Raw genomic sequence first — 26537 nt, forward strand, 5'->3', positions numbered from 1 at the left:
CGTGATTTCAGGGGGGATAGACCCACCCGTAAGGGAGGTCCCCTACCGCTCGGTGACCGCCGCGTAGGGACCGTCGCCCAGCCAGCGGACGTCGGCGAAGGACTCGCCGCCGTCGCCGGAGCGGAAGATCACCATGAGGTGCGCCGGATCCCGGTCGTCGACGATCATCGCGTAGCCGTCGCGGGGAGTGGCCGCGATGAGCGCGACCCGCCCGTCGAAGGCCCGCACGGTCAGCGTGCCGCCCTCGGCGTGGATCGAGCGCTCCCACACGCCCTCGGCCAGGTAGTGCCAGCCGTCGCCGGGTTCGAGCGGCTCGGCGCGGCTGGTCGCCGAGTCGGCGGTCGGCCAGGCCGACGGGGACGCGTCGGGCTCGCCGAGCTCGACCGGCAGCCCGTCATTGGGGACGGCGGCGGCCAGCACGGGGTGCAGCCCGAGCCAGGCGACCAGCACGGCGACGCCGGTGGTGGCCAGCCAGATCAGCGCGCCGGTGAGGGCCGGGCGGTGCCGCTTCACGCCGTACCGCGGCGGGCTCGGTCCTGAAGGGGCATGCCGCACATCTTTCCACAGGCCATATACGGACGTATCAGCTCATGGAGCCGGACGTATCGATCCATGGAGGTCTGTCAATGCGCGGCCGGGTGGCGGTAGCGGTATGGTCCGGTGCCATGGCCACCGTCCTGCTCGTGGAAGACGACGCCACCGTGCGCGCGGCACTGACGCGCGCCCTCTCCAACGCCGGGCACGCCGTGCGTCCGGTGGGGGCGGCGCTGGAAGCCCTGCGCCAGCTGAGCGCCGACCGTCCCGACCTGGTGATCCTCGACCTCGGACTGCCCGATCTGGACGGCGCCGACGCGCTGCGCATGATGCGCGGCATCAGCGACGTCCCCGTCATCGTGGCCACCGCCCGCAACGACGAGGCCGCCATGATCCGCCTGCTGAACGCCGGCGCCGACGACTACGTCATGAAGCCCTTCTCGGCGGCGCACCTCCAGGCGCGCGTGGCCGCCGTCCTGCGCCGCGGCGGGATGCGCGAGGACCGCCGCGCGCCCAGCGTCACCGACACCGGCTCCCTCAAGATCGACCAGTCGCGCCGCCGCGCCGAGCTCGACGGGCGTCCCCTCGACCTGACCCGGCGGGAGTTCGACCTGCTCGCCTACCTCGCCGAGCACGCCGGGCGCGTGGTCACCCGGCGCGAGCTCGTGGAGCAGGTGTGGCGCCAGCCGTACCTGGGCGCCGAGGCCACCGTCGACGTCCACCTGTCGTGGCTGCGCCGCAAACTCGGCGAGACCGCCGCCGCGCCGAGGCTCCTGCGCACCGTGCGCGGCGTCGGCGTGATGCTGCTGGACGAGCCGTGAGATGGGCCCTCGTCCGCGTCGCCCTGGCCACCACCTCGATGGTCGCGCTGGCGCTGCTGGTGCCCCTCGCCATCGTCGTCGGCCGCCTCGCCCATGACCGGGCGGTGACCGCCGCGCGCGATCAGAGCGCGGCGATGGTGACGGTCCTGGCCGTCACCGACGACTCCGGCGAGATCCTGCGCGCCATGCTCGCCACCCGCGCCGGAGCCAACGGCCGCCTCGCCGTCCACGTGCCCGGACGCGCCGTCCTCGGCACCCCCCACGCCGCCACCGGCGACGTCGACACCGCCGCGAGCGAGGGCCGGTCCCTCATCGCCGAAGCCGAGACCGGGCTCGTCTACCTGCGCACCGTCGCCCTGCCCGGCGGCACCGCCGTCATCGAGGTCTTCGTCCCCGACGGCGAACTCACCAAGGGCGTCACCGGCGCGCGCATCGCCCTGGCCACCCTCGCGTTCGTGCTCGTGCTCATCTCGGTGGTGACCGCCGACCGGCTCGGCGCGCGCCTCGTCCGCACCGCCCGCGGCCTCGGCGACGCCGCCCGCCGCTTCGGCGAGGGCGACCTGTCCACCCGCGTCGACACCGACGGCCCCCGCGAACTCGCCGAGGCCGGCGCGGCCTTCAACGCGATGGCCGACCAGGTCGTCGGCATCGTCGACGCCGAACGCGAGATCGCCGCCGACCTCTCCCACCGGCTGCGCACGCCCCTCACCGCCCTCCGCCTCGACGCCGACGCCCTGCCCCCCGGCCCCGACGCCGACCGCATCCGCGAGGCCGCCGACTCGCTGCAACGCCAGGTCGACGAGATCATCCTCGGCGCCCGCCGCTCGGTCACCGAACGCACCGGCGACGCCTGCGACGTCGACGAGGTCCTCACCGAGCGCCTCGCCTTCTGGGCCGTCCTCGCCGAGGACCACGGCCGCCGCTGGACCGCCGAGGGCACCGGAAGGTCGCTGTGGGTGCCGGTGGCGAAATCGGAGCTGAGCGCGGCCGTCGACGCGATGCTCGGCAACGTCTTCGCGCATACACCCCAGGGCGCGCCCTTCCAGGCGGTGCTGGACGTGCGCCGCCGCATCCTGGCGGTGGAGGACGGCGGGCCCGGCATCGCCGACCCCGAGGAGGCCATGGAGCGCGGACGCTCGGGAGCGGGCTCGACCGGGTTGGGGCTGGACATCGTGCGGCGCGTGGCGGACGCGACGGGCGGGAGTTTGCATCTGGGGCACAGCCGGCTGGGAGGAGCGCGGGTCGCGCTGGTCTTCGGGCGGCCGCAGAGCGAGCGGCAGCCGCGGAAGTACTGGCGGAGCCGGCACCGGGCGGAGACGAAGTAGGCCGACCTTGCAGGCCGACATTGTGGAGCGCCTTGGACGGCGTGAGAATTGGCGAGTGGTGTCGTAGCGGCGCAGGTCGGGAAGGGTGTTCCCCACGGGCGTGGGGGTGAGCCGATCCCGGGCAGCACGAGCGCGGCCGGCGCGATGTGTTCCCCACGGGCGTGGGGGTGAGCCGGGGTCGTACACGTACACGGTGCCGCCCCGGGGCGCGGCCAGGCGGTGGTCCCCACGGGTGTGGGGGTGAGCCGGTCCTCGCGTCCCGCCAGCCGGGCGGGCGCCTGTGTTCCCCACGGGCGTGGGGATGAGCCGCCACCGGCCTCGGCCGATCCACCATCACCAAGGTGTTCCCCGCGTGCGCGGGGATGACCCCAACCGCCGCTAAAACCCCCCAATCCCCGCCTTAACTCCCCCTAAAACCCCACCTCGCGCACCCCGTGACCGGTTTCACTGATCCCGCGACCCCGAAGGGAGCGGCATGAGACTGCGCGGGAACCTGCTCCTCCCCGTGGTGGTCGGTGTCGCGCTCGCCCTTGTCGGCGGCGTGGTGACGGGGTTGGCCGACGCGGCCGAGACCGATGGGATCACCGCGACGTACGAGACCACGAGCGTGTGGGAGGGCGGCCAGGCGGGGGTGTACACGATCACGAACACCGGGGAGGAAGCCGTGGACGGGTGGGCCCTGTCCTTCTCGCTTCCCGGGGACGCGGGTGTCGCGAGCCTGTGGAACGGGGTGCTGCGTACCAGCGGAAGTACGCACACGGTCACCCCGATGGGCTGGAACAGCGTCCTCGGACCCGGTGCCGGCACGCGGATCGGGTTCACTCTCGCCGCGGTACGAGAGATCATCCCCGGCGATTGCCTCGTCGACGGTCACGAGTGCGCCGGGTGGGACCTGCTCCCCGGCAGGAAAGAGAGCGGGCGCCGCCCGGCCATGGTGGCGCCCGCTCTCGCCTTCGCGGAGCCGCGTGTGCCCATTACCCGGCTCGGGCACGTGCGGACCGCGCGGCACGAGAAGCCGCCGCATGAGGGAGCGCCGTTAGAGGCGGGCGGGCACGCCCGGGGGAGCCATGGCATGAGGCCCGGCTCGGAGGGAATGTGACATTCCGGCCGTCCGCACCCATGAAAAAGCGCGCGCCGGAATCCCGGCGCGCGCTCACGACCCGTCACGAGCGCGGGACCGTTTCCGGCCGCGCGCTCGCCTCGTCCCGTCAGACGGTCGGCGGGGGCAGCGCCGAGCCCTTCAGGAACTCCTCCCACGACATGTTCCAGCAGGTCCAGCCGTTGCCCTCGGTGACGCCCTCCTCGGTGTTGAGCACCTGGATGGGGTCGCCGACGTTGGCCCATTCGAAGAACCACTCGGCGTTGGGGCGGGACACGTTGATGCAGCCGTGGGACACGTTCCGCTTGCCCTGGTCGCCGACCGACCAGGGGGCGGAGTGGATGAACTGCCCGTCCCAGGTCATGCGCTGCGCGAACTCGATGTCGGTCTTGTAGCCGTCGGGGGAGTCGACGGGCACACCGTAGGTCGAGGAGTCGAAGACCGTCTTGCGGAGCTTCTCCATGATCACCATGGTGCCGTAGAACGAGGGCTTCGAAGGCTTGCCCAGGCTGACCGGGGCGGTCTTCTTCTCCTCGCCGTTCTCCATGGCGACCATGGTCTTCTTCTTGTTGTCGACGATCATCTCGCGCGCGGTGTCGTCGATGCTGTACTTGGCGGTGATGTCGGTGGCGCCGTAGTCGCCGTCGCCGAGCGGGTGACCGCCCCAGCCGACGCGGACCTCGATCTTGGTGCCCGGCTCCCAGTACTTCTCGGGGCGGAACTCCAGGACCGCGCCGCTCACCCAGCGCCAGGCGCCCTTCTGGTGCGGCTCGGACTTCACGAACAACCGCTTCTCCACGCCGGCGCGGTTGTCCTTGTCGATGGTGTAGTTGTCCTTGAACTGCACGATGACGGGCATGCCGACGCCGTAGACGACGTCATCGCCGTTCCACAGGACCGCGCCCTTGCGCTTGCCGGGCGAGGCCATCGTGGTGAACGTGGCCGTCTGCGTCGAGGTGACGCCGTTGGTGCCGGTGGCGACGACGGTGGCGGTGTAGGTGGTCTTGTACTCCAGCGGGTCGGAGGGCACCCAGCTGGACTTGTCCAGCCGGAACTCGCCCTTCACCTCACCGCCCTTGTCGTCGACGAGCTTGACCGAGGTGAGTTCGCCACCTTCGGCCTTCGCCTCGATCTCGGCGGACACGGGCAGGCCCGTCGAGTCGGCGGCGGGGGCGATGATGGCCAGCGGAGGACCGGCCGGAGCCGAGCTGGCGGCCTGTCCCGGGGAGTCCTTGGAGCCGTTGCTGCAGGCGGCGAGGCCGGTCAGCGCGACGGATCCGGCGGCCACCCCCAGGACGGCACGACGAGAGGTAGTGGGTCGTTCCATAGAGAACCAAGGTACAGCCCACCGTCGAAGCGCACGGCGGCTCAGGCGTGGAGAGGGGCCCACACCGAGGGTCATCTCACGGGATCAACCGGGAGTAACGGGACAATTCCGGACGTCACCTGAAGGGTCTGTTCATTTTCGCGATACGGCTGACAACCGCCAGGGCCCCTCAGATCGTCGTCAGCGCACGGACAGATGCACGTGATTGGTGTGATCGGAGTTGGGTTCGCCGCCCGCCCCGTCATAGGTCACCCAGCCCTGCCCGGGCATCCAGATCTTGCGGTACCAGATCACGTACAGGACGCCCAGGGCGTCGGCGTTCTGGACGTACCACCCGGCGAGGTTGTCGCCGTAGGCCTTCGCCTCGCCGCTCGCCTCGCCGCTGAACCCGTGCGGCGTGACCGAGAAGTCGCAGGCCCGGCCCTGCGGGTGCTCACCCCACGATCCGCCCCGGTAGCAGGCCACGTACCGCGTCCAGCCCGCCGCCTCGGTCTCCTGCAGTGCGTGCAGGGTGCGCGGGGTCAGGCAGCCGCCGCCCTTGCTGGTGGGGTCCTTCTGGGAGCAGCCCTCGCCGGGCAGGGACCCGTTCGGGTTCCGCACCGCCGGGACCGGCTTGGGCGCGTCGGAGGTCGTGGGGCCGGTGGTGGCGTCGCCGCCGTGCGCGGCGATGGCGCGGGCGGCCTTGCCCCGCTCCTCCTCCATCTTCCCCAGGAACTCCTTCTGGTCGTTGATGGTGCTCTCCAGCAGCGCGGCGTCGGCCTCCAGATCGCCCTTGGCGTTCTTCAGCTCGGTGACCTTGCGCGCGCTCTGGTCGCCCAGGAACGACACGAGCACCATCCCGTCGATGGTCTGCTCGGGGTTCTCGCTGGTCAAGAACACCGTCGCCTGGCTGAGGGTGCCGCCCTCGTACATGCCCCGGGCGATGTCGTTGACCTGCGCGGTGAGCGACTCGACGTCGGCCTGGCCCTGCTCGATGTCCTTTTCGAGCTGCACCTGGCGGTCCTTGGAGTCGTTCAGCGCGTCCCGGGCGTCGTTATAGTTCCGGATCGCCTCGTCGAGCTGCTCCCGCATGTCCTTGGAGCCGCCCTCGTCGTCGGGATCGGCGTAGGCGGCCTGTGGCACGCCGACGACGACCGCGAGGATCGCTGACAGCACCGTGAGGAACAGCGCGGGCGTGTTCCGCGTCTTCGGCACGAACGCATTCGCCTCTCTAGCCGACCGCCTACCGGGTTAGCTGACGGGCTCGGGCCTAGAGGTCGCCCTACCGCGCGGACGCGGATTCGCCCCAAGGGGATCGGTGGGTCCCCGGTTCGCCCGAGGGCGATTCGGCGGTGACCACCGTCGACGTCGGCCGGTACGGACGCCTCAAGGGGAACGGTGGTCGGCGGTCAGGCTACCCGATGCGCGCATGCCCTGGTGGGACAGGCTGTGCGGCATAGCCGGGCGTACTGGCGGCATCGCTCTTCGTGGGAACGGCTTGACGGGCGCGTCCCCGTGCGGCACACTCCTCACGTCCCGTACCCGACTCCGGGAGTACGACACAGTGGAGAACTGACCGCCGGTGCGAATCCGCACCGCACGGACGCCGCGTCGAGCAGCATCCCCATGGGGAGCGCGCTCCGCAGCCTCCGCCGGTCAGCCACACCCCCTCACCAGCCGTCCGGCGGCACTCGCGGCGTCTCCCATGTCCGCACAACCCACGGGAGCCACCTTGCTACTCCGCACCACCGCGCTGGCCAAGCACTACGACACCGAGTACCTGTTCACCGGCGTCGACCTCGTGGTCAACAAGGGCGACCGGATCGGCGTCGTCGGTCCCAACGGCGCCGGAAAGACCACCCTCCTGCGGCTGCTGACCGGTGAGGAGGATCCCACCACCGGACGCGTCGAGCTCGGCCCCGGCGTCCGTGCCGGGTACCTCGCCCAGCAGGTCCCCGACCCCGGGCAGACCGTCGGGGACTTCCTGCGCGGCGGCGACCCCGAGCTGCGCGACCTCGCCCCCCGCATGGCCGCCCTGGAGGCCGCCCTGGCCGCCGGGGAGGAGGTGCTGGAGGAGTACGGGAGCGTCCAGGAGGCCTGGATCGCCCGCGCCGGCTGGACCTTCGAGTCGCGCCTGGCCGAGGTCCGGCAGCGCCTCGACATCACCGGGCTCGCCGAGGGCGCGCCGGTGGAGTTCGTCTCCGGCGGCGAGCAGTCGCGGCTCATGCTCGCCCGGCTGCTGCTGGCGCGGCCCGACGTCCTGCTGCTCGACGAGCCCACCAACCACCTCGACGCCGAGGGCGTGGCCTGGCTCGCCGAGTGGCTGGCCGGCTATCCGGGCGGGGTCGTGATCGTCAGCCACGACCGGTTCCTGCTGGACCGGGCGGTGACGCGCGTGGTCGAGCTCGACGGCGTCCACGACGAGCCGCAGCTCTACGAGGGCGGCTACACCGCCTACCGCGCCGAGAAGCAGCGCCGCTGGGAGCGGCTGCTGCGCGACTTCGAGGCGCAGGAGAAGGACCGGACGCGCTGGGAGGAGGACATCGAGAAGACCCTCGGCCACGCCATGTCGGTGGAGACCGCCACCAAGGACTCCTCGGCCCGCCGCCTGTCGGCGAAGGTCGCCAAGAAGGGGAAGGCCCGGCAGCGCCGCCTGCGCCGCCAGATGGCCTCGGCGCGCTGGATCGCCGCGCCCGAGACCCGGCCCGCGCTGGTCCTGGCGTTCCCCGCGATCGAGGCCGACGAGGGGTCGGTGCTGTCGGTGTCGGGCCTGAGCCTGCGCTACGACACCCGGACCGTCCTGGACGGCGTGGACCTGGAGATCGCCGCCGGGGACCGCGTCGTCATCACCGGCCGCAACGGCGCGGGCAAGTCGACCCTGCTGCGCGCACTCGCCGGGCACACCGACCTGCCCACCGCCCGCCTGCCGCAGACCCACGACGCGCTGCGGCACGGCCGCATCGGGCGGCTGACCGTGCTGGACTTCTTCCGCTCCCGCGTGCCGGTCTACGTCGACGAGGCCGAGCGGATGCTGGCCGGATACCTTTTCGGCGCCGAAGAGCGGCGAAGTCTGCTGTCCACGCTGTCCGGCGGCGAGATGCAGCGGCTGCTGCTGGCGGTGATGGTGAACAGCGGCGCCCGGATGCTGCTGCTGGACGAGCCGACCAACCACCTCGATTTCGAATCCCTCGACGTGGTCGAAGAAGCACTCCGGGCCTATACGGGCACGCTCGTAGTAGTGACGCACGACGCATATTTCGCCGAGCGCGCGGGCATCGGTCGACAATGGAGAGTGGCTGACGGAAAGGTGACCGAACTGTTGTCAGTGGACACTTGCGCTACGTAGCGAACATCGGTGACCATAGATATGTCACTGGGTCGTAACCGAACGAATTGCCCAACCCGGTCGACCACCCGGTGACACAGGCGACGAACGACGGGTGGGGAGCGGCTCGTGTGGGGCAGTCATTCCTATGAAGCGGCCGCCGGTACGGCCGCCGCCTGGGCCTCGGGGTCCGGGGAGATCATCGGGTTGCTGGCGGCGGCGATCGCCATCGGCTTCGTCGTGACCGCGATGGTGGTCAGCCTCCGCCAGCGGCGCAGACCCCGTGAAGGACTCACGTGTGCGCAAGCCCCGCCGCCGTATCCGGAGGCGGGCATCGCCACCGAGATCACCGCGCCGGGACGCGTGCAGCGCCCGGAGGGCGAAGTCGAGCTGGAACCGGGTATCGGGACGAGCCTGCGCGCGGACTGAAGCGGGTCCGCTCACCCGGGCCCGCCGGGGATGCGATCATCCTCCCCGTGACCGCCACCGTTGATCACTCCGAGCGCCACGCGAGCTGGCTGGAACTCTTCTTCGACCTCGTCGTCGTGGCGGCGGTCGCGCAGCTGGCGCACCGCGTCCACGACGAACCCACCGCGCTCGGCATCGCGGCCTTCGCGCTCCTCTACTACGCCGTGTGGGCGGTGTGGACGAACTTCTCCGTCTACGCCAACGTCGCCGGGGACCGCACGCGCCTGCGCTCGATGCTCCAGGCGATGTTCGGCATAGCCGTCATGGCCGCGGCGATCCCCGCCACCATCCCGCAGGTGCTGCACCATGAGGGCGACGTCGACCGCAGCACGGTCTTCGCGATCGCCTACGTGTGCTGCCGCATCGCCGCTTCGGGCGTGTGGCGCAAGAGCAACATGATCGTCACCGCCTGGCCCGCCGCGCAGGTCGGCGCGGGCATCGCGCCCTGGTTCGCCTCCTTCTGGGTCGACGATCCCAAGTGGAAGTACGGCCTGTGGGCCCTCGGCTGCTTCCTGGACGTGCTCTTCACGTTCCTCCAGTCGCTCAGCCCGAACCGCGTCATGGAAGAGGCGAAACGCCGCACCGGCAAGCTCCAGCAGCGCGCGGCCGCCGCCCTGGAGCGCGGCGCCACACCCCGCACCATCCCCGACGCCGCCGAGGGCCGCCTCGACCTCACCCACCTCGGCGAGCGGCTCGGCCTGTTCGTCATCATCGTCCTCGGCGAGGGCGTCATCCAGGTCGTCACCGCCGCCGGTGACCCGCTCTCGCACTGGGACCAGAGCCTGGCCTTCGCCGCGCTCGCCGGTTTCGCGCTGCTGGTCGGGCTGTGGTGGCTGACGCTGCGCTACGGGGTCCTGGGCGTGCCGCAGTTCGAGGCGGAGACGCCGGTGCGGGTGACGCTGCCCGGGCACTTCGTGGCCACCGCGAGCATCACGGCCGTGGCGGCGGGGCTGGGCGCGGTCGCCGGGCACGCCGACAAGGCGCTGCCCACCGGGACGCTGTGGCTGATGTGCGGCGGGCTCGCGCTGCACTTCGCGGCGACGGGACTGCTGGCGCTGCTGTCGCGGGCCCCGGCGCACTGGCTGCTGCTGTGGGGCCTGCCGTGCGTGCTGGCGCCGGTGGCGATCGCACTCCTCGGACGCGTCGCGCCCGGCTGGCTGGTGGCCGCGCTGCTGGCCTGCGTCGTGGGCTGGCAGTGCTCCTACGGCATGGTGCGGAAGCGGCGGTTCGCCGCGGCCTGACGGGCGCGCTCGACGCTGGCGGCGCCTTCGGCGTCCCCGATGCGCACGAACAGCTCCCGCGCCCGGCGCAGGGGCTCACCGGCGGGCAGGCCGCGTTCGATGCGCAGGGTCGCCAGACGCTCCCACACGTGCGCCTCGCGATGGACGTCGCCGACCTCGCGGGCCAGGTCGAGCGAGCGGCGCAGCTCCTCCTGCGCCTCGGCGGTCTTCTCGCGGGCCATGAGCGCGCCCGCGATCGCCCACCGCACGTAGGCCTCGCGGTGCCGGTCGCCCTCGGCCACGAAGACCGCCAGGGCCTGCCGGAACAGCGTCTCGGCCTCGGCGGGACGTCCCGTGAAGCGCGCGACGGCGGCCAGTCCCGCCGTGGACAGGGCCGCGCCCGGCTCGTCCCCGAGCGCCAGGCACAGCCGCCGGGCCGCCGCGAAGGCCTCCGCGGCGGCCGGGAACTGGTCGGTGTACACGTACAGCTGCCCCAGCCCCCGCAGCATCGTCGTCTCGCCGTTGGTGTCGCCGCAGCGGCGGGCCGCCGACAGGGCGATGTGGACGCACCGCCGCCAGGCCGGCAGATGCCCGCCCAGGTCGAAGTACGGGACGAGGGCCGCCGCCAGCCGCCACGCCGGGCGCGCCAGCCCGGCCGCCGCCGCGCGGGCGATGAGCGACACGAGCGGCTCGCGGTGGGCGTCCAGCCAGGCGAGCGGATCGGCGCGGACGCGCGACAGCAGCGCCTCGGCCACCGGCGCGGCGGCCGGTTCGGCGGTGGCGAAGATGCTGGCGTGCAGGCGCGCCACGGCGGCGGTGACCAGCGACAGCCGCCGCTCGCAGATCCGGTGCAGCGCGGCGGTGCGCACGTCGGTGGGCGCGTCGGCCTGCGGGTGGTCCAGCAGCCGCCGGTACACGTCGGCCAGCTCCGGGCCCGGCTCCACGCCCAGCTCGGCGGCCAGCAGCCGCCGGACGGTCCCGTAGGCGGCCATCGCCTCGGCGTGCCGCCCGGCGCCGTCCAGCGCGCGCAGCAGCAGGCACCACAGGCTCTCCTGGAGCGGGTACTCGGTGGTCGCCGCGCGCAGGTCGCCCACCGCGTCGGCGGCGCGGCCGAGCAGGAGCTGGAGCTCGGCGCGCTCGCTGATGGCGGTCAGCCGCGTCTCGGTGAGCCGGGAGACCACCGGCGTCCATAAAGGACACTCCAGGTCGGACAGCGGGGCGCCGCGCCACAGCGACAGGGCCCGGTCGTAGCAGGACAGGGCCTCCTCGGGGGCCCCGGCGTGCCGCGCGGCCGACAGCTCGGTGCCGAACTCCTCCAGGTCCAGCTCGCCGGGCGCGACGTCGATGACGTAACCGTTGTCGCGGAAGCGGATCCGCGGGCCCAGCGCCACGCGCAGCGAGCTGATGTAGGTGCGCAGGTTCGCCACCGCCGAGCGCGGCGGGCGCTCCGGCCACAGGACGTCCACCAGCCGGTCGGCGGTCACCGGTTCGCCCGGTGACAGCAGGAGACTGGCCAGCAGACGGCGGGGTTTGTCGCCGCCGAGCGGGACCGCCTCACCGTCGCGGCGCACGGACAGCGGGCCGAGCACGGCGAATTCGCAGCGCATCAGGGCCTCCTACCGGTGTTGACCTTGCGTTGTACGAATTTTGTACCGGGTCGTGGGTTGCTGGTCCAGCTCCGCGCGGGGCCGGTCTTTCCGATATCAGACCCGCGTGGCGATTCGATGGAGGAGACATGGCACGACCCAAATGGCTTGCCGCCGTCCTCACCGTCCTCGGCACCGTGGCCGCCACGGTCCTGATGACGGCGGGACCCGCCCAGGCGGCGCCCGCCTTCCAGCTCCCGTTCCCCTGCGGTCAGACCTGGAACGGCGACAGTGACAACTCCAGCGCGCACCAGTCCTGGGAGATCGACTTCAACCGGGGCGGCACCGCCACCGCCGATCTCGGCGACACGGTGGTGGCGGCCGCGGCCGGCACGGTGGTCATCGCCTCCCACCAGGGTGAGACGAACGGTTACGGCAACCTCGTCAAACTCGACCACGGTGGCGGTTACACCAGCTACTACGCGCACCTGAACAACATCGCCGTCAAGGTCGGCGAGACGGTCAACCGCGGCCAGGCGATCGGCGCGGTGGGCAACACCAGCAAGTCCGGCAACAACATCTCCCCGCACCTGCACTTCGAGATCCGGCTCGGCACCAGTTACCCGAGCAACATCCAGAAGGCCGTGTTCAACGGGTCGACCTTCGGCTACCCCAACGCCAACGTCACCTCGAACAACTGCGCCACCTCCTACGACCCCGTCGACATCTGCGGCGCTAGCTACCGCGTGGTCGACTCCGTCCGGCTCGGCACCGCCGGCACGGTCAACCTGCTGTGGGACGGCGGGGCGAGCAGCAACTGCGTGGTGACGCTCAAGATGAGCAGCGTCGGCACGGCCACCGCGACCTCGGCCTACCTCGAACCTTCAGGCAGTACCAGAACCACCGATTCGGGGAACTTCACCCAGTACGCCGGTCCGGTGAAGCGCGCGGCGCCCTCCTGCATCAAGTGGGGCGGCTCGGCCGGTGGCGTCGCGTACAACAGCCCGTCCGAGCACTGCTGAGGATCAGCTCGGAAGACAGGGCTGAGGATCAGCTCGGAAGACAGGGCTGAGGTTCAGCTCGGCCTGATGGGCCCCACCGTTCTCGGCACGGGCGGTGGGGCCCTTTCATCACGGGCGCGACACGATTCGGCCACACCCGCCCGTGCGGTCCTGACCGGCGGGTACATTCCCTTTCACGTCCAGGCCGCCCCCTGAACGCTTCCCCAGCACACCCAGAGACGGGAACGTTCATGGCACGCGCACGCCTGCTGCTCACCACCTTCGCGGTGGCCGCCGCGCTCACCCTCACCGCCTGCGGTGGCGGTGATCCGGCGCCCGCGGAGACGCCGACCACGCCCCTGCCGCCGCCTCCGGCCGCCGCGCCGGGCGCCGACTGCCCCGAGGACGCCGCCGGGGCGCAGCCGGTCCACTTCGGGCCCGGGGAGACCCTCGGCGGGCTCGTCTACGGCACCGGCGACAAGGCCCTGGTGCTGACCCACCAGTCCGACGGGACGCTCTGCCAGTGGGCGCCCTACGCCAAGACCTGGGCCGAGCAGGGCTACCGGGTCCTGGTCTTCGACTTCTCCCGCCGCTCCTCCTCGCAGAACTCCACGGTGGACACCGCCACCGCCGCCGCCGAGGCGCTCAAGTACGTCCGCTCCACCGGTGCGACCGGGGTGACGATGATCGGGGCGTCCATGGGCGCCACCGCCGCGCTCGTGGCGGCCAGTGCCGCGCAGCCGCCGGTCACCGCCGTCATCAGCCTGTCGGCGCCGACGTACTACGACGGCTCCGACGCGCTCAAGGCCGTGGCGAACCTGACCGCCCCGGTCCTCTACGCCGCCGCCGACGGCGACGCGCAGTACGCGCAGAACGTGGAGAAGCTGATGGCGGCGACCCCGGCGGCCACGAAGAAGTCGGTCATCATCGGCGGCTCCTACCACGGCGTCGACTTCATCGACCCGAAGAACGCCGACGTCGGGAAGATCCGCGACGCCGTGGCCGACTTCCTCGCCGCCCAGATGCCCGCCTGACCTCCACTGTTACGCTGCCGGGCGTGATCGCAGCACCCGGCCCCGAGGCCGCCCCCGGCGCCGTCGCGGGGCCGGTGGCCGCCTCCTACCGGCACTGCCGCAGGCTGCACCGCGAGCACGGGCGCACCTACTACCTGGCGACGCGGCTGCTGCCCAAGCGGGCGCGGCCGCACGTACACGCCCTCTACGGTTTCGCCCGCTACGTCGACGACATCGTCGACACCGGGCCGCCGACGACGCCGGAGCGGCGCGCGGAGGCCCTGTCGGCGTGGTCGGCGCGGTTCCTGGCCGGGCTGCGCGGCGTCCCCACCGACGACCCGATCCTCCCGGCGCTGCTGGACACCGTCCGCCGCTACGGGCTGCCGATCGCCGAGTTCGAGGCCTTCCTGGCCAGCATGACCGCCGACCTGACCGTCACCCGCTACCAGACCTACGCCGACCTGCGCGGCTACATGGCAGGTTCGGCGGCGGCGATCGGGACGCTGATGCTGCCGATCCTCGGCTCGGCCGATCCGGCGGCGGCCGCGCGCCCGGCCCGCGAGCTCGGCTACGCCTTCCAGCTCACCAACTTCATCCGCGACGTCGGCGAGGACCTCGACCGCGGCCGCGTGTACCTGCCGCTGGCCGACCTGGACGCCTTCGGCGTCACCGTCGAGGACCTGCGCGCCCGCCGGGTGACCCCGGCGATCGTCGCGCTGCTGGAACACGAGATGGCCCGCGCGGAGACCCACTACGCCGCCGCGCTGCCCGGCATCGACCTCCTCGACGCCGGTTCGCGCGCCTGCGTCCGTGTCGCCTACACCCTCTACCGCGACATCCTCGGTGCCGTCCGCGCCTCCGGTTACCGCGTCCTGGACCGCCGTGCGCGCGTCCCGCTGCGCCGCCGCGCCCTGGTGGCGCTGCGGGAACTGAGCCGCCGGTGAGGGCCGTGGTCGTCGGCGCCGGGCTGGCCGGGCTCGCCTGCGCCCTGCACCTGCGCGGCGCGGGGGCCGAGGTCACCGTCCTGGAACGCGCCGCCGCGCCCGGTGGTGTCGCCGCCGAGAGCCGCGTGGGCGGGCACCGCTTCGACCTGGGGCCGACCGTGCTGACCGCGCCCGATCTGCTCGACCGGGCCTTCGCAGCGGTGGGCGAGCGGGCGTCCGATCGCCTCGACCTCGTGCGCCTCGATCCGGCCTACCGCGGGCTGTTCGCCGACGGCTCCACCCTGGACGTCCTGGCCGAACCCGAAGCGATGGCGGCCTACCTGGAGCGCGAGTGCGGGCGCGCCGACGCCGAGGGCTACCTGCGCTACGCCGCGCACGTCGGCGAGCTGTACCGGATCCAGATCCGCGACTTCATCGACCGTTCCCTGGACACGCCCCGCGACCTGCTCACCCTCAACCTGCTGCGGCTGGCCGCGAAAGGCGGCTTCGGGCGCCTGGGGCCGCTGGTGGAGCGGCACTTCCGCGACGAGCGGCTGCGGCGGCTGTTCTCCTTCCAGGCCCTCTACGCCGGGCTGGCCCCGTCGCGCGCGCTGGCCCTCTACGCGGTGATCTCCTACCTCGACGCCATCGCGGGCGTCTGGTACCCCAGGGGCGGGATGCATCAGGTGCCGCTGGCGATGGCCGCGGCGGCCGCGGCGGCCGGGGTCGAGTTCCACTACGGCGCCGAGGCGACCGGTGTGGAGACGCGCGCGGGCCGCGCCATCGCCGTCCACGCCGGACAGAGGTATCCGGCCGACGCGGTCGTGCTGGCCGTGGACCGTTCCGTAGCCGCCCGCCTGCTCGACCGCGCGCCGCGCCGGGGGAGGTCCTCGCCGTCCTGCGTGGTCGTGCACCTCGCCGCCGCCGCCGGTGCGCGGCCCGGGCTGGCCCACCACAACCTCGTGTTCGGCGCGGCCTGGGATGAGACGTTCCGCGACATCATCGACCGCGGGCGTGTGATGCGCGATCCGTCCCTGCTGGTCACCAATCCCGGCGACGGCGGCCTCTACGTCCTGGCCCCGGCCCCCAACCTCGCCGTGGGCGGCATCGACTGGGACGAGCGCGGCCCGTCCTACGCGGCCGAACTCCTCGACGGGCTGGCGCGGCGCGGCATCGACCTGCCGCGCGAGCCCGCGCTGATCACCACGCCCGCCGACTGGGCGCGCGCCGGGCACACCGACGGGACGCCCTTCGCGCTCGCGCACACCTTCGCCCAGACCGGCCCGTTCCGGCCGCGCATCGGCGTGCCGGGACTGGCGAACGTGGCGATGGCGGGCGCGGCGACCCAGCCGGGCGTGGGCGTGCCGATGGTGCTGGTGTCAGGACGGCTCGCCGCGCGGAAGGTGCTCGGGGCCCAGGGGGTTCGGGGCCAGCGCGAGATCTGAGGCCGAGCGACTTGTCCGCTGCTGCGGCACCGGAAGGGCCCGCGAGGCGAGCAGGTCCGCCAGGGGCGCGAAGAGATCGCCGACGCGGATGACCGGCTCGCCGTTGTCCACGCCCTGGCGCAGGATCTCCACGAGCGCGCCGGTGAAGGCGGTGAGGCGCTCGCCGACCGGCGCGAAGGCCATCGCGGTCGAGGACGAGGCGGTCAGCACCCAGGTGCCCGCGGTGTCGGCGGTGGCGAGCGGGGTCGGCGACATCGTCCCCTTCAGCGCGCGGCCGGAGAAGCAGCAGTCGAGGATCACGACCTTGTCGCGGGCGGGGGAGTCGCGGATGATCTGCGCGATCCGTTCGTAGGGTAGGGCGGTGAAGGCCGGCATGTCCGTGTCGGTCTCGCGGAGCCCGAGGTACAGCCGCCCGTCGGAGCCGATGAAGCCGTGCCCGGCGTAGTAGAAGACGAAGGTGTCGCTGCCGGAGCGGGCGCTCCTGGCGATGTCGGCAAGGTCGGTGAGGGCCGGTTCGGCCAGCGTCCGGACCGCCTCGCCGAAGAGGCCGGTGAGGGCCGCGCGCAGCTCGGCCAGGTTCGCCGCGACCGCCGGGAGCGAGGGGACGCGCGGGTCGGTGTAGACCGAGGTGCCCATGAGCACGACCGAGGACCGCTCGGGCACCGGCAGCCGGTAGGCGCGCGGCGCCGAGCGGGCGGGCTCCGGCGCCCGGACCGGTATCACCGCCGGGGCCGCGCGGGGGGTGGTCCGCTCGGTGAGCCCGGCGTCGTCCCGGAACGCGCCGTTCGCCAGGGACCGGCCCCTGCTGCGAACGCCCGAGGCGCCCAGCGTGACCACCTGGTACCGGAGGCCGTCGCGCCCGGCGAGACCGAAATCGGGCGGCGGCAGGCGATGGTGGCGGGTGACGGCGTCGGTGGTGCCGCTCAGGATCACGTCCACGGCCCCGCCGAGCAGTTCGGCGAAGACCTCGCGATCGGCGGCTCGGCGGGAGAGTGGTGCGAGACCGCCACCCGCCGCCAGCCCCCGAAGCCGGGGTCGGCGAGCCGCTCGGCGAACCACGCCAGCTGCTCGCGCCCGAAGCGCGCCGCGTCGTCCTCGGGCCGGTGGGTCAGCGCCATGGTCGAGTTGAGCGCGAGCAGCAGCAGGCGGCGCCCGGGCACCGACACCAGCCGCCAGGGCCGCCGCGGATCGAGCGGGTGCCCGGCCCCGGCGGCGAAGTCGGCGTAGGGACGCCACTTCTCCCAGTACGGCGGCCGCGGCTCCTCTTCCAGCGCCGCGCAGATGTCGAAGTGGCTGCGGCACAGCGCGGTGTTCACGTCGCTCACGCCGGGCACGGTGAGGACGCCGTCCTCCCCGAGCCCGAGGGCGGCGGCGACCCCGGCGAGGAAGTCGGCGGCCCGCGCGTACTCCGACGGGGCGGCGCGCGCGGCCAGGTCGCCGCAGATCACGATGACGTCGACCGGCCCGGCCTCGGCGGCCACGTCCTCGGCGAGGCGGCGGGAGCCCGCATCGTCCACGCTCCCGAAGCGCAGGCCGCCGAACTGGAGGATCGACACCTCTCCGCCCGCCTCACCACCGTCGGCGACCGGCCCCAGGCGGGCGACGTCGACGCACTGCGCGGCGGTCGCCTCGGCGTTCGGCGAGGCCGCCCGCATCACGCCCACGACCTCGCCGGTGTCGGCCGCCCACACCGGCCCGCCGCTGAAACCCGGCCGGACGCGGTAGGCGCCGTGCCGGTGCTGGTCGATCTGGCGCAGGCCGGGCGCCTGCTCGCCCATCAGCACGCCCCCGACGTGCCGGAGCCCGTCGCCGTCGGGGCCGCACATCCGGACCTCCAGCCCGTCGGCCCCGCGCGAGCGCAGGCGCAGCGGCACGGGGCCGTCGACCGGCGCGTCCAGCAGCAGGACCGCGAGGTCGTCGGCGGGCGACCAGGCGGTCCCCGGTATCCACGTCAGCACCGTCGCGCGGCGCCGCCCGGGCGCGAACGGGAACTCCACCCCGACCATCGCGCTGCCCGGGTCGGCCGGTTCGCGGACGTCGCGGCCCAGCGCCCGGTTGACCACGTGCGCACACGTGACGACCCGGGTGCCGCCGGCCAGGAACCCCAGGCCCGCGCGGTCGGCCGCCGAACCGTGGACGAACGCCACGCCGCGCTCAGGCCCGTTTCCCATCGGTCCATTGTGGGGGGGGGGCCTACCGGCGGCGACGGAAACTGTCGTACCCCCGCGGCATGATCGTCACTACGGCGAGCGCCCGCTCACAAGTGCCCGGTGGCGGGCGCTCGCCGTACTCCTCAGGCCGCGACGAGCGCCCGGCGTCCGGCGAGCAGGGTCAGCGCCTGGCGGGCGACGCGCGCGCCGAGCAGTTCGGCCGTCTCCAGGTCGCCGGTGTTGAGGCCGGCGGCGTCGACGTCATTGGGCACCTGCGCGCCCAGGCCCAGGTAGAAGCCGAGGCGGTTGACCTCGTCGTCGCGCGAGTCGGCCAGGTTCCAGCCGGGCACCAGGCCGAGGTTCACCCAGTTCATGCCGTGCTGGGCGGCCAGGACGGTGAGGAACTGCAGGGTGTTCAGTTTGTCGCCGCTCATGCCGCCGGAGATGGTGAAGCCGGCGGCGAGCTTGTCCTGCCAGCCGCGGCCGTGCCAGACCTTGCTGCTGGCCTCGGCGAAGGCGTGGAAGGTGCCGCTGGCGGTGCCCATGTAGGTCGGGGTGCCGAAGATGATGGCGTCGGCGGCCGACAGGGTGTCCCACAGTCCGTCGGTGATGGTGTCGACGGGCGCGAGGACGGCCTTGGCGCCGGGGACGGAGGAGGCACCGAGGGCGACGCGGTCGGCGAGCCGCCGGGTGTGCCCGAAGCCCGAGTGGTAGGCGATGGCGACGGTGACCGTGGTGTGCGACATGAGGTAACCTTCCGGTGTTGGTTCAAAATTGAACGACCTGACGAGTGAACCGTAGGGCGATGGTTCAAATTTGAACAACTCTTTGTGAGGGAGGCCACAGATGACCCTGGAAGAGCGCCTGCTGGGCGCCGAGGAGGCCCGCGCCTGGTCGCAGTTCCTGCGCACCAGCCAGCGCCTGGAGCACCGGCTGGACCGCGAGCTGCGCACCGCGCACGGCATCTCCCACACCCAGTACGAGATCCTGGTCAACCTCGCCGAGCCCGGCACCGAGCACGGCAACCTGTGCATGTCCGACCTCGCCGACATGCTCGCCACCGCCAAGAGCGCCATCACCTACCAGGTCAACCAGCTCGTCGAACGCGGCTACGTCGAGCGCGTCAAGGGCGAGGGCGACCAGCGCAACGTGATCGTCCGCCTCACCGTCGCGGGCCGCGCGCTGCTGGACGACGTCGCGCCCGCCCACCTCGACCGCGTCCGGCGGTGGTTCATCGAGCAGCTCGGCCCCGGTCAGCTTCAGGATCTTCAGGAGGCGCTGGAGCGGACGTGCCGGCAGATCGTAGGGCGGCGATGACCTCGCGCATGTAGACCAGCGCGTCCCGGTCGCCGAGGTGGACCGGGGACGGCGTGAGCGAATCCGGCACCAGCGTGCGGGCCGCGAGCGCGCCGAACTCCCCGGCGCGCGCCAGGTGGCCCAGCGCGACCGAGGCCTCCGCCTCGCGGCCCAGCGCGGCCATCACGGTGATGAACTCGACGCCGACGACGCTGGCGGCGACCACGTTGTCCGTGGCGATCAGCTCGTCCACATGGGAACCCAGCAGGGCCAGCGCCAGATCGCGCTCACCGCGCCGGAAGGCGGCGCGGGCGGCGGTGGACTTGTTCGCCGACAAGGTGCCCTCGGGGACGGCGACGGCGGCCGCGTCGTCGAAGTACCGCTCGGCCCCGGGCCGCCCCTGGAAGGCCGCCGAGTAGCCCAGGGTCTGCAGGGCCCAGTGCAGCAGCGTCGGCGGCCCCTCGTCCCGGTACCGCCGCGCCAGGGCGGTGACCGAGGCGTCGACCTGCGCGAAGCGCCCGGCGCCCAGCAGCGGACCGGCCGAGGTCATCTCCAGGTACGCGGCCAGGAACGGCTCGCCCGACAGCCCGGCCACCGCCTCCGGCAGGCACCGGCGCAGGGCCTCGCCGTCGCCACCGGCGTAGGCGCGCGCGTAGCGGCTCAAGGCGTCCTCGCCGGGATGCCGCGCGGCGAGTTCGGCGAAGCCCCGCGGGTCGGCGATCTGGGTGCGCCGCTCGGCGGCCCACAGCAGCCAGAACGCGTCGCCGGTCAGCGTCAGCAGCCGCTCCGCCCACACCCCGATCTCCTGCCGCCCGCGCAGCGGCAGCTCGGTGACCACCGGCCGCACCAGCGCCGCCGCCAGCGCCGGATCGCCGGTCTCGCACGCCCACGCCACCGCCGCGCGCAGCTGCGGCCACAGCCCGGCCAGCAGCGCGACGCCCTCGGCCTCGCCGGGGCCGGTGAGCAGGCGGTGGGCGCGCGTCACCTCGCCCAGGCACCAGCGGGCGTGCCGGGCGGCGACCGGCGCGGGATCCTCCAGCGACTCGGCGGCGAAACGCCGGATCGGCTCCAGCATCCGGAACCGCCGCCCGCCGGGACCCAGCGCGACGGTGAGCATGGACCGCTCGACGAGGGCGCCCAGGACGTCGTCGGTGTCGGCGACGTCCACCACCGCCTGGGCCGCCTCGGCGTCGAAGGGGCCCGCGAACACCGACAGCCGCCCGAACACCGTCCGCTCGCCGCCGTCGAGCAGGTCGTGGGACCACCGGATCGCCGCGCACAGCGTCCGGTGCCGCGCCTCGCCCGTGCGGCGCGCTCCGCCCAGCCCCGCCGGGCCGTCCAGGCGGGCGAGCAGATCGGCGGGCCGGTGGCTGACCGCGCGGGCCGCCGCCAGCTCGATGGCCAGCGGGATCCCGTCGAGCCGCGCGCAGATCCCGGCGACCTCCCGGGTGTGCGCGGCGGCGTCGAAGCCGCGATCGGCGGCCCGGGCCCGCGTCCCGAACAGCTCGGCCGCCGCCTCCGGCGCCAGTGAGCCGACCGCGACGACCCGCTCGGCGGGCAGCGACAACCGCTCCCGGGAGGTGGCCAGCACCCGCACGTCCGGGCAGCCGGCCACGATCGCCGCGACCGTCGCGGCCGCGGCGGCCAGGACGTGCTCGCAGTTGTCCACCACCAGCAGCACCGAGCGCGTCCCCAGCGCCGCCACCAGCGAGCCGGTGAGATCGCGGCCCGGGCGCTGCCCGACGCCCAGGGCGTCGGCGAAGGCGCGCGGGACGTCGGCGGGCGCGGCGATCCCGGCCAGCTCCACCAGCCGTGCCTCGGCCGCCTCGCGCGCGGCGGCCAGCGCGAGCTGCGTCTTGCCGATGCCGCCGGGCCCCGTCAGCGTCACCACCGGCGCCTCCGCCAGCGCGCCGGAGACCGCCCGCAGCTCCTCGTCGCGGCCGATGAGCCGCGGCACACCACGCGGCAGATGCCCGGGACCGTCGGCGGGCGGCAGATCCTGGGCGAGGACCCGCGCCTCCAGCGCGCGCAGCCGCGGCCCGGGCTCCACCCCCAGCCCGCCCACCAGATGCTCCCGGGCCCGGCGGTAGGCGGCCAGCGCGTCGCCCTGCCGTCCCGCGCGGTACAGCGCCGTCATGAGCAGCGCCCACAGGTTCTCCCGCAGCGGATGCCGCTCGGTGAGCCCGGTTAGGACGGCGACGGCCTCGCCCGGCGCGATCGCGGCCCGCTCCTCCAGATCGGCCTCCACCGCGCCGAGATGGCGCTCGCCCAGGGCGGCGGCGGACGCGACGAGGCCGGGGGCGTCCAGCCCGGCGAGGGGCGTCCCCGTCCACTCGGCGAGCGCGGCGCGGTGGTCGCCCTCGCGCAGGCGGCGCTCGAAGCGCACGACGTCCACGGCCTCGGGGTCCACGTCGAGGATGTAGGCCGCGCCGGAGCGGACGATCAGGGCGGCCCCGAGCGCCGAGCGCAGCCGCGCGATGTGCCACTGGAGCGCCTTGGCGGCCGTCGCCGGTGGCGCCTCGCCCCAGGTGAGGTCGATGAGGCGCGGCACGGGCACCGGCCTCCCCGGCGACAGCGCGAGCGCGGCGAGGACCGTGCGGGTGCGGGCCGATCCGATGTGGACCGGACGGCCGTCCCCGTCGTGGACGGCGACACCGCCGAGCAGACCGATCCGGACCACCGGGCACCCCCACACCTCGCGTTGCGCCGAGGTTCCCACGGGCCCGCGCACCGGGCAATCACCCGCACACCCAGAACACAGCACACCCGAGGCACAGCACACCCGGAGCACACTGCCCGCACACCGCATGCGCCGACGATGCCCGCATGGACATCGGACTCGCCCGGCTGACCGGGACCCTCTTCATCACCGCCACGCTCGCCGGGGTCCCCGGCGCGGCCCTGCTCGGCACCACCGCCGGTGCCGCCCTCCTGCTCTTGATGGCCGCCGCGATCGCGATGATCCCGGCGGCGGTGTTCCCCGTCCTCCGCCGGCACGGGGAGGCCGCGGCCGCCGGATACCTGGCCGCGCGGGTGCTGGAGGCGGTCCTTCTGCTGCCCGCCGTGGGCGGGCGGCAGGAGGACTGGACCTACGCGGGCGGCTCGCTCTTCTTCTGCCTGAGCGCCCTCATCCTCAACACCGTCCTCTACCGCGCCCGGCTCGTGCCGCGCTGGATCTCCGGCTGGGGGCTGCTGGCGGTCGCGCCGTACCTGACCGGCGCGGCACTGGTGATGTGCGGCGTGCTCGGGACGTCCTCGCCCGCGCTGTTCGCGCTGGTGGTCCCGCTCGCGGTGAACGAGATGGCCCTGGCGGCGCGGCTGCTGGCGAAGGGCTACACCTCCGTGTAGCCGTCGCCGACCTTGGCCGCGATCGCCGCGGCGGCCTTCTTCGCCACCTGCTCCGGCGGCATCCGCTTCACCGAGTACCGCAGGTCGCGCCCGACGGCGCCATAGCGGGTGCCCAGGAGGCCGTTGCCCTCGTCGGCGTAGACCTCCCACAGCTTCGCGCCGGTCGGCAGGACCTGCTTGAACCGCCGCCACGCGAGCGAGGGATCGACCTTCATCCCGTGGTACAGGAGCGCGGTGGCGGGGGCCGCGGTGGTGATCGCGTGCGCCATGCGCACGTTGAAGCGGGTGGCGATCATCCACCCCAGGTGGCACTCCCAGTGCGGGTGCCGGGGCTGGTCGGTGTGGGTGAAGCGCCGCTCGTCATCGCCGGCCCGGTCGGGCGCGAAGACCGTCCCGGGCTCGCCGTCCTGGTCCTCCTCGAAGACGTCTACCAGCGTGGCGTGCCCGCCGAAGGCGACCTGCCCGCGCGCCAGCATGTCGGCCGGCGACAGGATCCGCATCGACTTCGCGCCGACCGTCCAGCTCGCGCTGCCGGCGCGCAGCCAGAAGTCCCGCAGCAGCGGCGGCACGGTGGTGTCGCGGGCCCGCTCGTAGGCGGCGATCTCCTCCTCCGGCACGCCCGTGCCGATCGAGGCCGAGACCGTAACGGGGAAACCGTGCGAGGACACGTGCCCGGCGAACAGGACGCACGCCTCGGCGTGCCACACCGCGTCTCGCTCGTCATCGCGGGAACGCCGCTCCATCCACTCGGCGACGGTCTGGTCGCGCGGCAGCTTCCGGCGCTCCAGGACGTGCACCTCCGAGGGGACGCCCCCGCCGCGCAGCAGCTTCAGCGTCGTGCGATCGACCTTGGCGATCAGTTCGGCCTCGCCCTCGAACAGGCCACCTCCGGTGGCCGGTTCGCCGTGCACGAACAGGTTGTGCGTCCCACTGCGGTGGTACTCCCGCGCGATCACCCCGCGCCCCTCGACGTACCAGGGCGAGGTCTCCAGGTACTTCTGCGCGGGCAGGCACCGCCGCAGCGCGGCCACCCCCTCGATCGCGGCCGCCTCGTCGGCGAACAGCAGCCCGTGGCGGCTCTCGATCGAGCCCGCCGGGCCCTGCGCGAACAGGACGCGCTCACCGCAGCGGATCAGGTCGGTGTAGCGGGAGGCGCTCGCCGTCCAGAAGCTCGCCCGCTCGGAGATCTCGGTGGCCTCGGCGAAGAAGCCGTGGTCCCTGGGCAGATCCGCCAGGACGAACGGCGGCGCGGTCACCTCGTGGCCGTCCAAGGCGTGCGCCTCGCCGTCGGTGTCGATGAACCACACCGCCCCGGTGGCCTTGTCGGTCAGCAGCCGCCGCGCAACCACCCGCCCGGCGAGGACGCCCAGCTGCTCATCGGTGATGTTCTTCCACGGCTTGTTCTTCACTCTCAGGTCCTGGCCCTTCTGGATCAGCGCGGCACGGGTGATGTCGGCGGCACCGGACAGCGTGTCGTCCAGGGCCGGGCGGAACTCTTCGTCGAGCGGGTCGGTCCAGCCCCTGCCGCGCGCGTACTGGTCGGGTTCGATCGGGTCGCCGCCGCGGCGGGCGTGCGCCTCGCGGACCAGACCGTACTCGGCGCGCTGGAGCGCCGCCCTCGTCCCGACGGCCACGGCGTAGGCGAAGAAGCGCGCCACGAGGGGGTCGGTGGGCGCGGGCCAGGTGACGATCTCGCGCAGCAGCTCCACCAGCTCCGGCCCGCGCTTGGCGTGGTAGTCCAGCGCCGAGGCGTAGTTCGCCGCCGCGTGGTGGTCCCGGCGCTCCCGCAGCAGCGCCATCGCCCGCCCGTGCACCCGCGGCGACAGGATCGCGGCGATCGCGTTGCCCAGCCGCCAGTACGAGCGCCGCTCGGTGAACAGCCGCTCCAGCAGCTCCTCGTGCGCGCCGATGTTCCGCAGCGCCGAGTACAGGTCGGCGACCAGGTTCTCCAGGTGCGGGTGCGACTCGCCCGACGCGTACCGCTCCCCGTACTCGGTCAGGGCCGCCACCAGCACACCGAAGGCGCCCGGGTGGTCGAAGCGGTACAGCTGGTGCCCCGCCGAGTAGCGCACCCGGTCGACCGGGTGCCCCAGCATGGACGCGATCATCGCCGCCGCCACCCGCGCGGCCTGCGCGTCGTCGAGGCCGCGCAGGGTGGAGTCCTCGTCGAGCGCGCAGAACAGCTCGTCCCAGATGTGCTCCACGACGTGTGCCTCGCCGTGCGACTCGGCGATCGCCATGAGCGTGGAGAACAGCGGCTCGCCGTGGGCGTGCGGGCGCAGGGCCTCCAGCGCGGCCTCCACCTGCCGGTCGTGGTCGTAGCGCGCACCCCAGCCGCCCTCGGGGACGGGTGAGAGCGCGACCCGAAGCAGCGCGGCCGCGACCGGATGGGCGGGACCGTCGATCTCGGTGGCCAGGCGCTCGATCAGCTGCACTCTCACATGCGCGTCGACCACGTCCAGCGCCCGCGCGGCCAGCGCGGCCCGGTCCGGCGCGTCGCTCGCCAGAACCTCCCCGGCCGCCCACTCGGCGGATCCGGCGAGTTCGGGATCGACGTCCAGCCGCAGCAGGACGCGCCGGGCGGTCAGCGCGCGGACCTCGCCGTCCGGCGGAGCGGAGCCTCCGGCGGCCAGGTCGGCCAGGGCCCCGGTGGTGGCCGCCGAGAGCCGCTCGGCGCGCTCCAGCTCCTCGCGGCCCAGGACCACGTCGTACCCGGCGTGGTCCTGTACGGCGCGAATGGTGGCCAGCAGCTCCGGCTGGTGGGAGTCGTGCCCCCGCAACCACTCCAGGGCCGCCTCCAGCGCGTCCAGGTCGCCGACGAGGGGATACGCCCAGGCCAGGACGCGGCCCAGGCCCCGCCAGTCACCGGCGAAGGCGGCCGGATCGGCGACGATCGCCCCTGCGGCGGGGGAGGGGATGACGCCCTCGCGCAGATCGAGGTGGGCGCGCAGGATCGTCGCGCCCAGACCCGGGTCCATTCCCGCGATCCCGGCGGCGACGGCCTGGGCGCTCAGCCCGCCGTCGGCGACCCACGCGGCGCGCGTGGCGGGGTGCACGGACGCGTCGATCACCATCGCCAGCAGCGCGCTCGCGGCCCGGCCGAGGTCCTCGGCACGGTGCTGGGCGACCAGGATCGAGCGCCGGGCGCGGTGGGCCGACAGGTCGGCCCCGGCCCAGGCGTCCACGAGCACGGCGTCCCCGGCCGCGGCCAGTACGCGCGCGCGATCGGCGTCCATGGCCAGGAACGTGGTGTGCAGGAGCCAGTAGACGGCCAGGTGCGGGTCGGCGGCGAGCGCGGGCAGCTCGCGGTCGAGGGCCTCGCGGGCCCCGGGGACGCCGGACCACAGGCCGCTCAGCCGCGCCGCGGCCAGCGCCGCCCGGTCGGCGTCGTCGCCGCCGCGCACCAGTTCGGCGATCCAGCCGAAGCGGGCGGCCAGCTCCGGGGTCGGCACGGCCGGATCCGCCGACTCCGGTGGCGGCGGGCCGATGGGCTCGCCGGGAACATGGGTCTCCTCGTCGACGGTCCACACGCGGCCGTCGCCGCGGGCGTCCAGCAGGAAGTGCGAGCCGTCGCCGTCGATGAGGATCACGAACCCGGCCAGGGTCAAGTCGATCGAGGCCGGACGCGCCAGGTACGCGAGCGGATCGTCACCCGGCACGGGTGTACCGGGCATCAC

General features: G+C 73.6%; 21 protein-coding genes and 1 riboswitch. Of the genes, 12 read left to right on the forward strand and 9 right to left on the reverse strand.

Translation table 11 applies throughout. The annotated features are described in order from the left end of the window. Positions 1-42: 42 nt before the first annotated feature. Entirely contained in the window at positions 43-513 is a 471-nt protein-coding gene (locus QSK10_RS24530; RefSeq protein ID WP_285665301.1) for a hypothetical protein, read from the reverse strand. Between the two features lie 152 nt (positions 514-665). On the opposite strand from QSK10_RS24530, the gene QSK10_RS24535 reads away from it, so the two are divergent. The 3 genes from QSK10_RS24535 to QSK10_RS24545 all read left to right on the forward strand — a co-directional run bounded on the left by QSK10_RS24535 (position 666) and on the right by QSK10_RS24545 (position 3779). Next, complete coding sequence (locus tag QSK10_RS24535) at positions 666-1355, forward strand: response regulator transcription factor (protein ID WP_285665302.1); 690 nt, start codon at positions 666-668, stop codon at positions 1353-1355. After that, a complete protein-coding gene (locus tag QSK10_RS24540; protein ID WP_285665303.1) occupies positions 1352-2680 on the forward strand; it encodes a sensor histidine kinase in 1329 nt (442 codons plus the stop codon). The genes QSK10_RS24535 and QSK10_RS24540 overlap by 4 nt, the downstream gene beginning before the upstream one ends. Positions 2681-3185: 505 nt before the next feature. Beyond that, positions 3186-3779, forward strand: coding sequence for a cellulose binding domain-containing protein (locus tag QSK10_RS24545; protein WP_285665304.1), 594 nt, complete (start codon positions 3186-3188; stop codon positions 3777-3779). A gap of 109 nt (positions 3780-3888) precedes the next feature. Here QSK10_RS24545 and QSK10_RS24550 read toward each other — a convergent pair whose 3' ends face one another. Further along, positions 3889-5106 (reverse strand): L,D-transpeptidase, encoded by a 1218-nt coding sequence (locus tag QSK10_RS24550; RefSeq protein ID WP_285665305.1) that lies wholly within the window; start codon positions 5104-5106, stop codon positions 3889-3891. A 180-nt stretch (positions 5107-5286) separates the two neighbouring features. Then, the gene (locus QSK10_RS24555) at positions 5287-6300 is read right to left on the reverse strand and encodes a coiled-coil domain-containing protein (protein ID WP_285665306.1); all 1014 of its coding nucleotides are present in this window, start codon (positions 6298-6300) and stop codon (positions 5287-5289) included. A 7-nt stretch (positions 6301-6307) separates the two neighbouring features. Beyond that, positions 6308-6447: riboswitch (cyclic di-AMP (ydaO/yuaA leader) on the reverse strand. A gap of 370 nt (positions 6448-6817) precedes the next feature. Here QSK10_RS24555 and QSK10_RS24560 point away from each other — a divergent pair. The 3 genes from QSK10_RS24560 (at position 6818) to QSK10_RS24570 (ending at position 10119) form a co-directional block, all read left to right on the forward strand. Next, positions 6818-8431: an ABC-F family ATP-binding cassette domain-containing protein gene (locus QSK10_RS24560; RefSeq protein WP_285665307.1), complete on the forward strand. Its 1614-nt coding sequence runs from the start codon at positions 6818-6820 to the stop codon at positions 8429-8431. A gap of 108 nt (positions 8432-8539) precedes the next feature. Further along, positions 8540-8839 carry a hypothetical protein gene (locus QSK10_RS24565; RefSeq protein ID WP_285665308.1) on the forward strand — a complete coding sequence of 100 codons (300 nt, stop codon included), beginning with the start codon at positions 8540-8542 and terminating at the stop codon, positions 8837-8839. Positions 8840-8886: 47 nt separating this feature from the next. Then, positions 8887-10119, forward strand: a complete 1233-nt coding sequence (locus QSK10_RS24570; RefSeq protein WP_285665309.1) for a low temperature requirement protein A — start codon at positions 8887-8889, stop codon at positions 10117-10119. Here QSK10_RS24570 and QSK10_RS24575 read toward each other — a convergent pair. Then, complete coding sequence (locus QSK10_RS24575; protein ID WP_285665310.1) at positions 10080-11705, reverse strand: ATP-binding protein; 1626 nt, start codon at positions 11703-11705, stop codon at positions 10080-10082. The genes QSK10_RS24570 and QSK10_RS24575 overlap by 40 nt on opposite strands. Before the next feature lie 128 nt (positions 11706-11833). Here QSK10_RS24575 and QSK10_RS24580 point away from each other — a divergent pair, with 128 nt between their 5' ends. From QSK10_RS24580 to crtI, 4 genes are all read left to right on the forward strand, one after another. Next, positions 11834-12706, forward strand: a complete 873-nt coding sequence (locus QSK10_RS24580) for a M23 family metallopeptidase (protein WP_285665311.1) — start codon at positions 11834-11836, stop codon at positions 12704-12706. A gap of 230 nt (positions 12707-12936) precedes the next feature. Next, entirely contained in the window at positions 12937-13719 is a 783-nt protein-coding gene (locus QSK10_RS24585; RefSeq protein ID WP_285665312.1) for an alpha/beta hydrolase, read from the forward strand. Between the two features lie 23 nt (positions 13720-13742). Beyond that, a complete protein-coding gene (locus QSK10_RS24590) occupies positions 13743-14642 on the forward strand; it encodes a phytoene/squalene synthase family protein (RefSeq protein WP_285665313.1) in 900 nt (299 codons plus the stop codon). Beyond that, entirely contained in the window at positions 14639-16066 is a 1428-nt protein-coding gene (gene crtI / locus QSK10_RS24595; RefSeq protein ID WP_285665314.1) for a phytoene desaturase family protein, read from the forward strand. The genes QSK10_RS24590 and crtI overlap by 4 nt, the downstream gene beginning before the upstream one ends. Here crtI and QSK10_RS24600 read toward each other — a convergent pair. The 3 genes from QSK10_RS24600 to QSK10_RS24610 all read right to left on the reverse strand — a co-directional run bounded on the left by QSK10_RS24600 (position 16001) and on the right by QSK10_RS24610 (position 18962). Then, positions 16001-17005 carry a caspase family protein gene (locus tag QSK10_RS24600; RefSeq protein WP_285665315.1) on the reverse strand — a complete coding sequence of 335 codons (1005 nt, stop codon included), beginning with the start codon at positions 17003-17005 and terminating at the stop codon, positions 16001-16003. The two genes, crtI and QSK10_RS24600, sit on opposite strands and share 66 nt — an antisense overlap. Next, positions 16996-18237: a trypsin-like peptidase domain-containing protein gene (locus QSK10_RS24605; protein ID WP_285665317.1), complete on the reverse strand. Its 1242-nt coding sequence runs from the start codon at positions 18235-18237 to the stop codon at positions 16996-16998. Before QSK10_RS24605 ends, QSK10_RS24600 begins: the two co-directional genes overlap by 10 nt. Before the next feature lie 122 nt (positions 18238-18359). Next, complete coding sequence (locus QSK10_RS24610; RefSeq protein WP_285665318.1) at positions 18360-18962, reverse strand: flavodoxin family protein; 603 nt, start codon at positions 18960-18962, stop codon at positions 18360-18362. Positions 18963-19062: 100 nt separating this feature from the next. Between QSK10_RS24610 and QSK10_RS24615 the strand changes: the two genes are divergently transcribed. Next, positions 19063-19533, forward strand: coding sequence for a MarR family winged helix-turn-helix transcriptional regulator (locus QSK10_RS24615; RefSeq protein ID WP_285665319.1), 471 nt, complete (start codon positions 19063-19065; stop codon positions 19531-19533). Here the strand turns inward: QSK10_RS24615 and QSK10_RS24620 are convergent. Beyond that, a complete protein-coding gene (locus tag QSK10_RS24620; protein ID WP_285665320.1) occupies positions 19448-22192 on the reverse strand; it encodes an AfsR/SARP family transcriptional regulator in 2745 nt (914 codons plus the stop codon). The two genes, QSK10_RS24615 and QSK10_RS24620, sit on opposite strands and share 86 nt — an antisense overlap. Before the next feature lie 146 nt (positions 22193-22338). Between QSK10_RS24620 and QSK10_RS24625 the strand changes: the two genes are divergently transcribed. After that, positions 22339-22860 (forward strand): DUF4386 family protein, encoded by a 522-nt coding sequence (locus tag QSK10_RS24625; RefSeq protein WP_285665321.1) that lies wholly within the window; start codon positions 22339-22341, stop codon positions 22858-22860. Here the strand turns inward: QSK10_RS24625 and QSK10_RS24630 are convergent. Further along, positions 22845-26534 (reverse strand): hypothetical protein, encoded by a 3690-nt coding sequence (locus tag QSK10_RS24630; RefSeq protein WP_285665322.1) that lies wholly within the window; start codon positions 26532-26534, stop codon positions 22845-22847. The two genes, QSK10_RS24625 and QSK10_RS24630, sit on opposite strands and share 16 nt — an antisense overlap. Between the last annotated feature and the right edge of the window lie 3 nt (positions 26535-26537).

This window comes from Actinorhabdospora filicis, from assembly GCF_030269765.1.
Classification (GTDB): domain Bacteria; phylum Actinomycetota; class Actinomycetes; order Mycobacteriales; family Micromonosporaceae; genus Actinorhabdospora; species Actinorhabdospora filicis.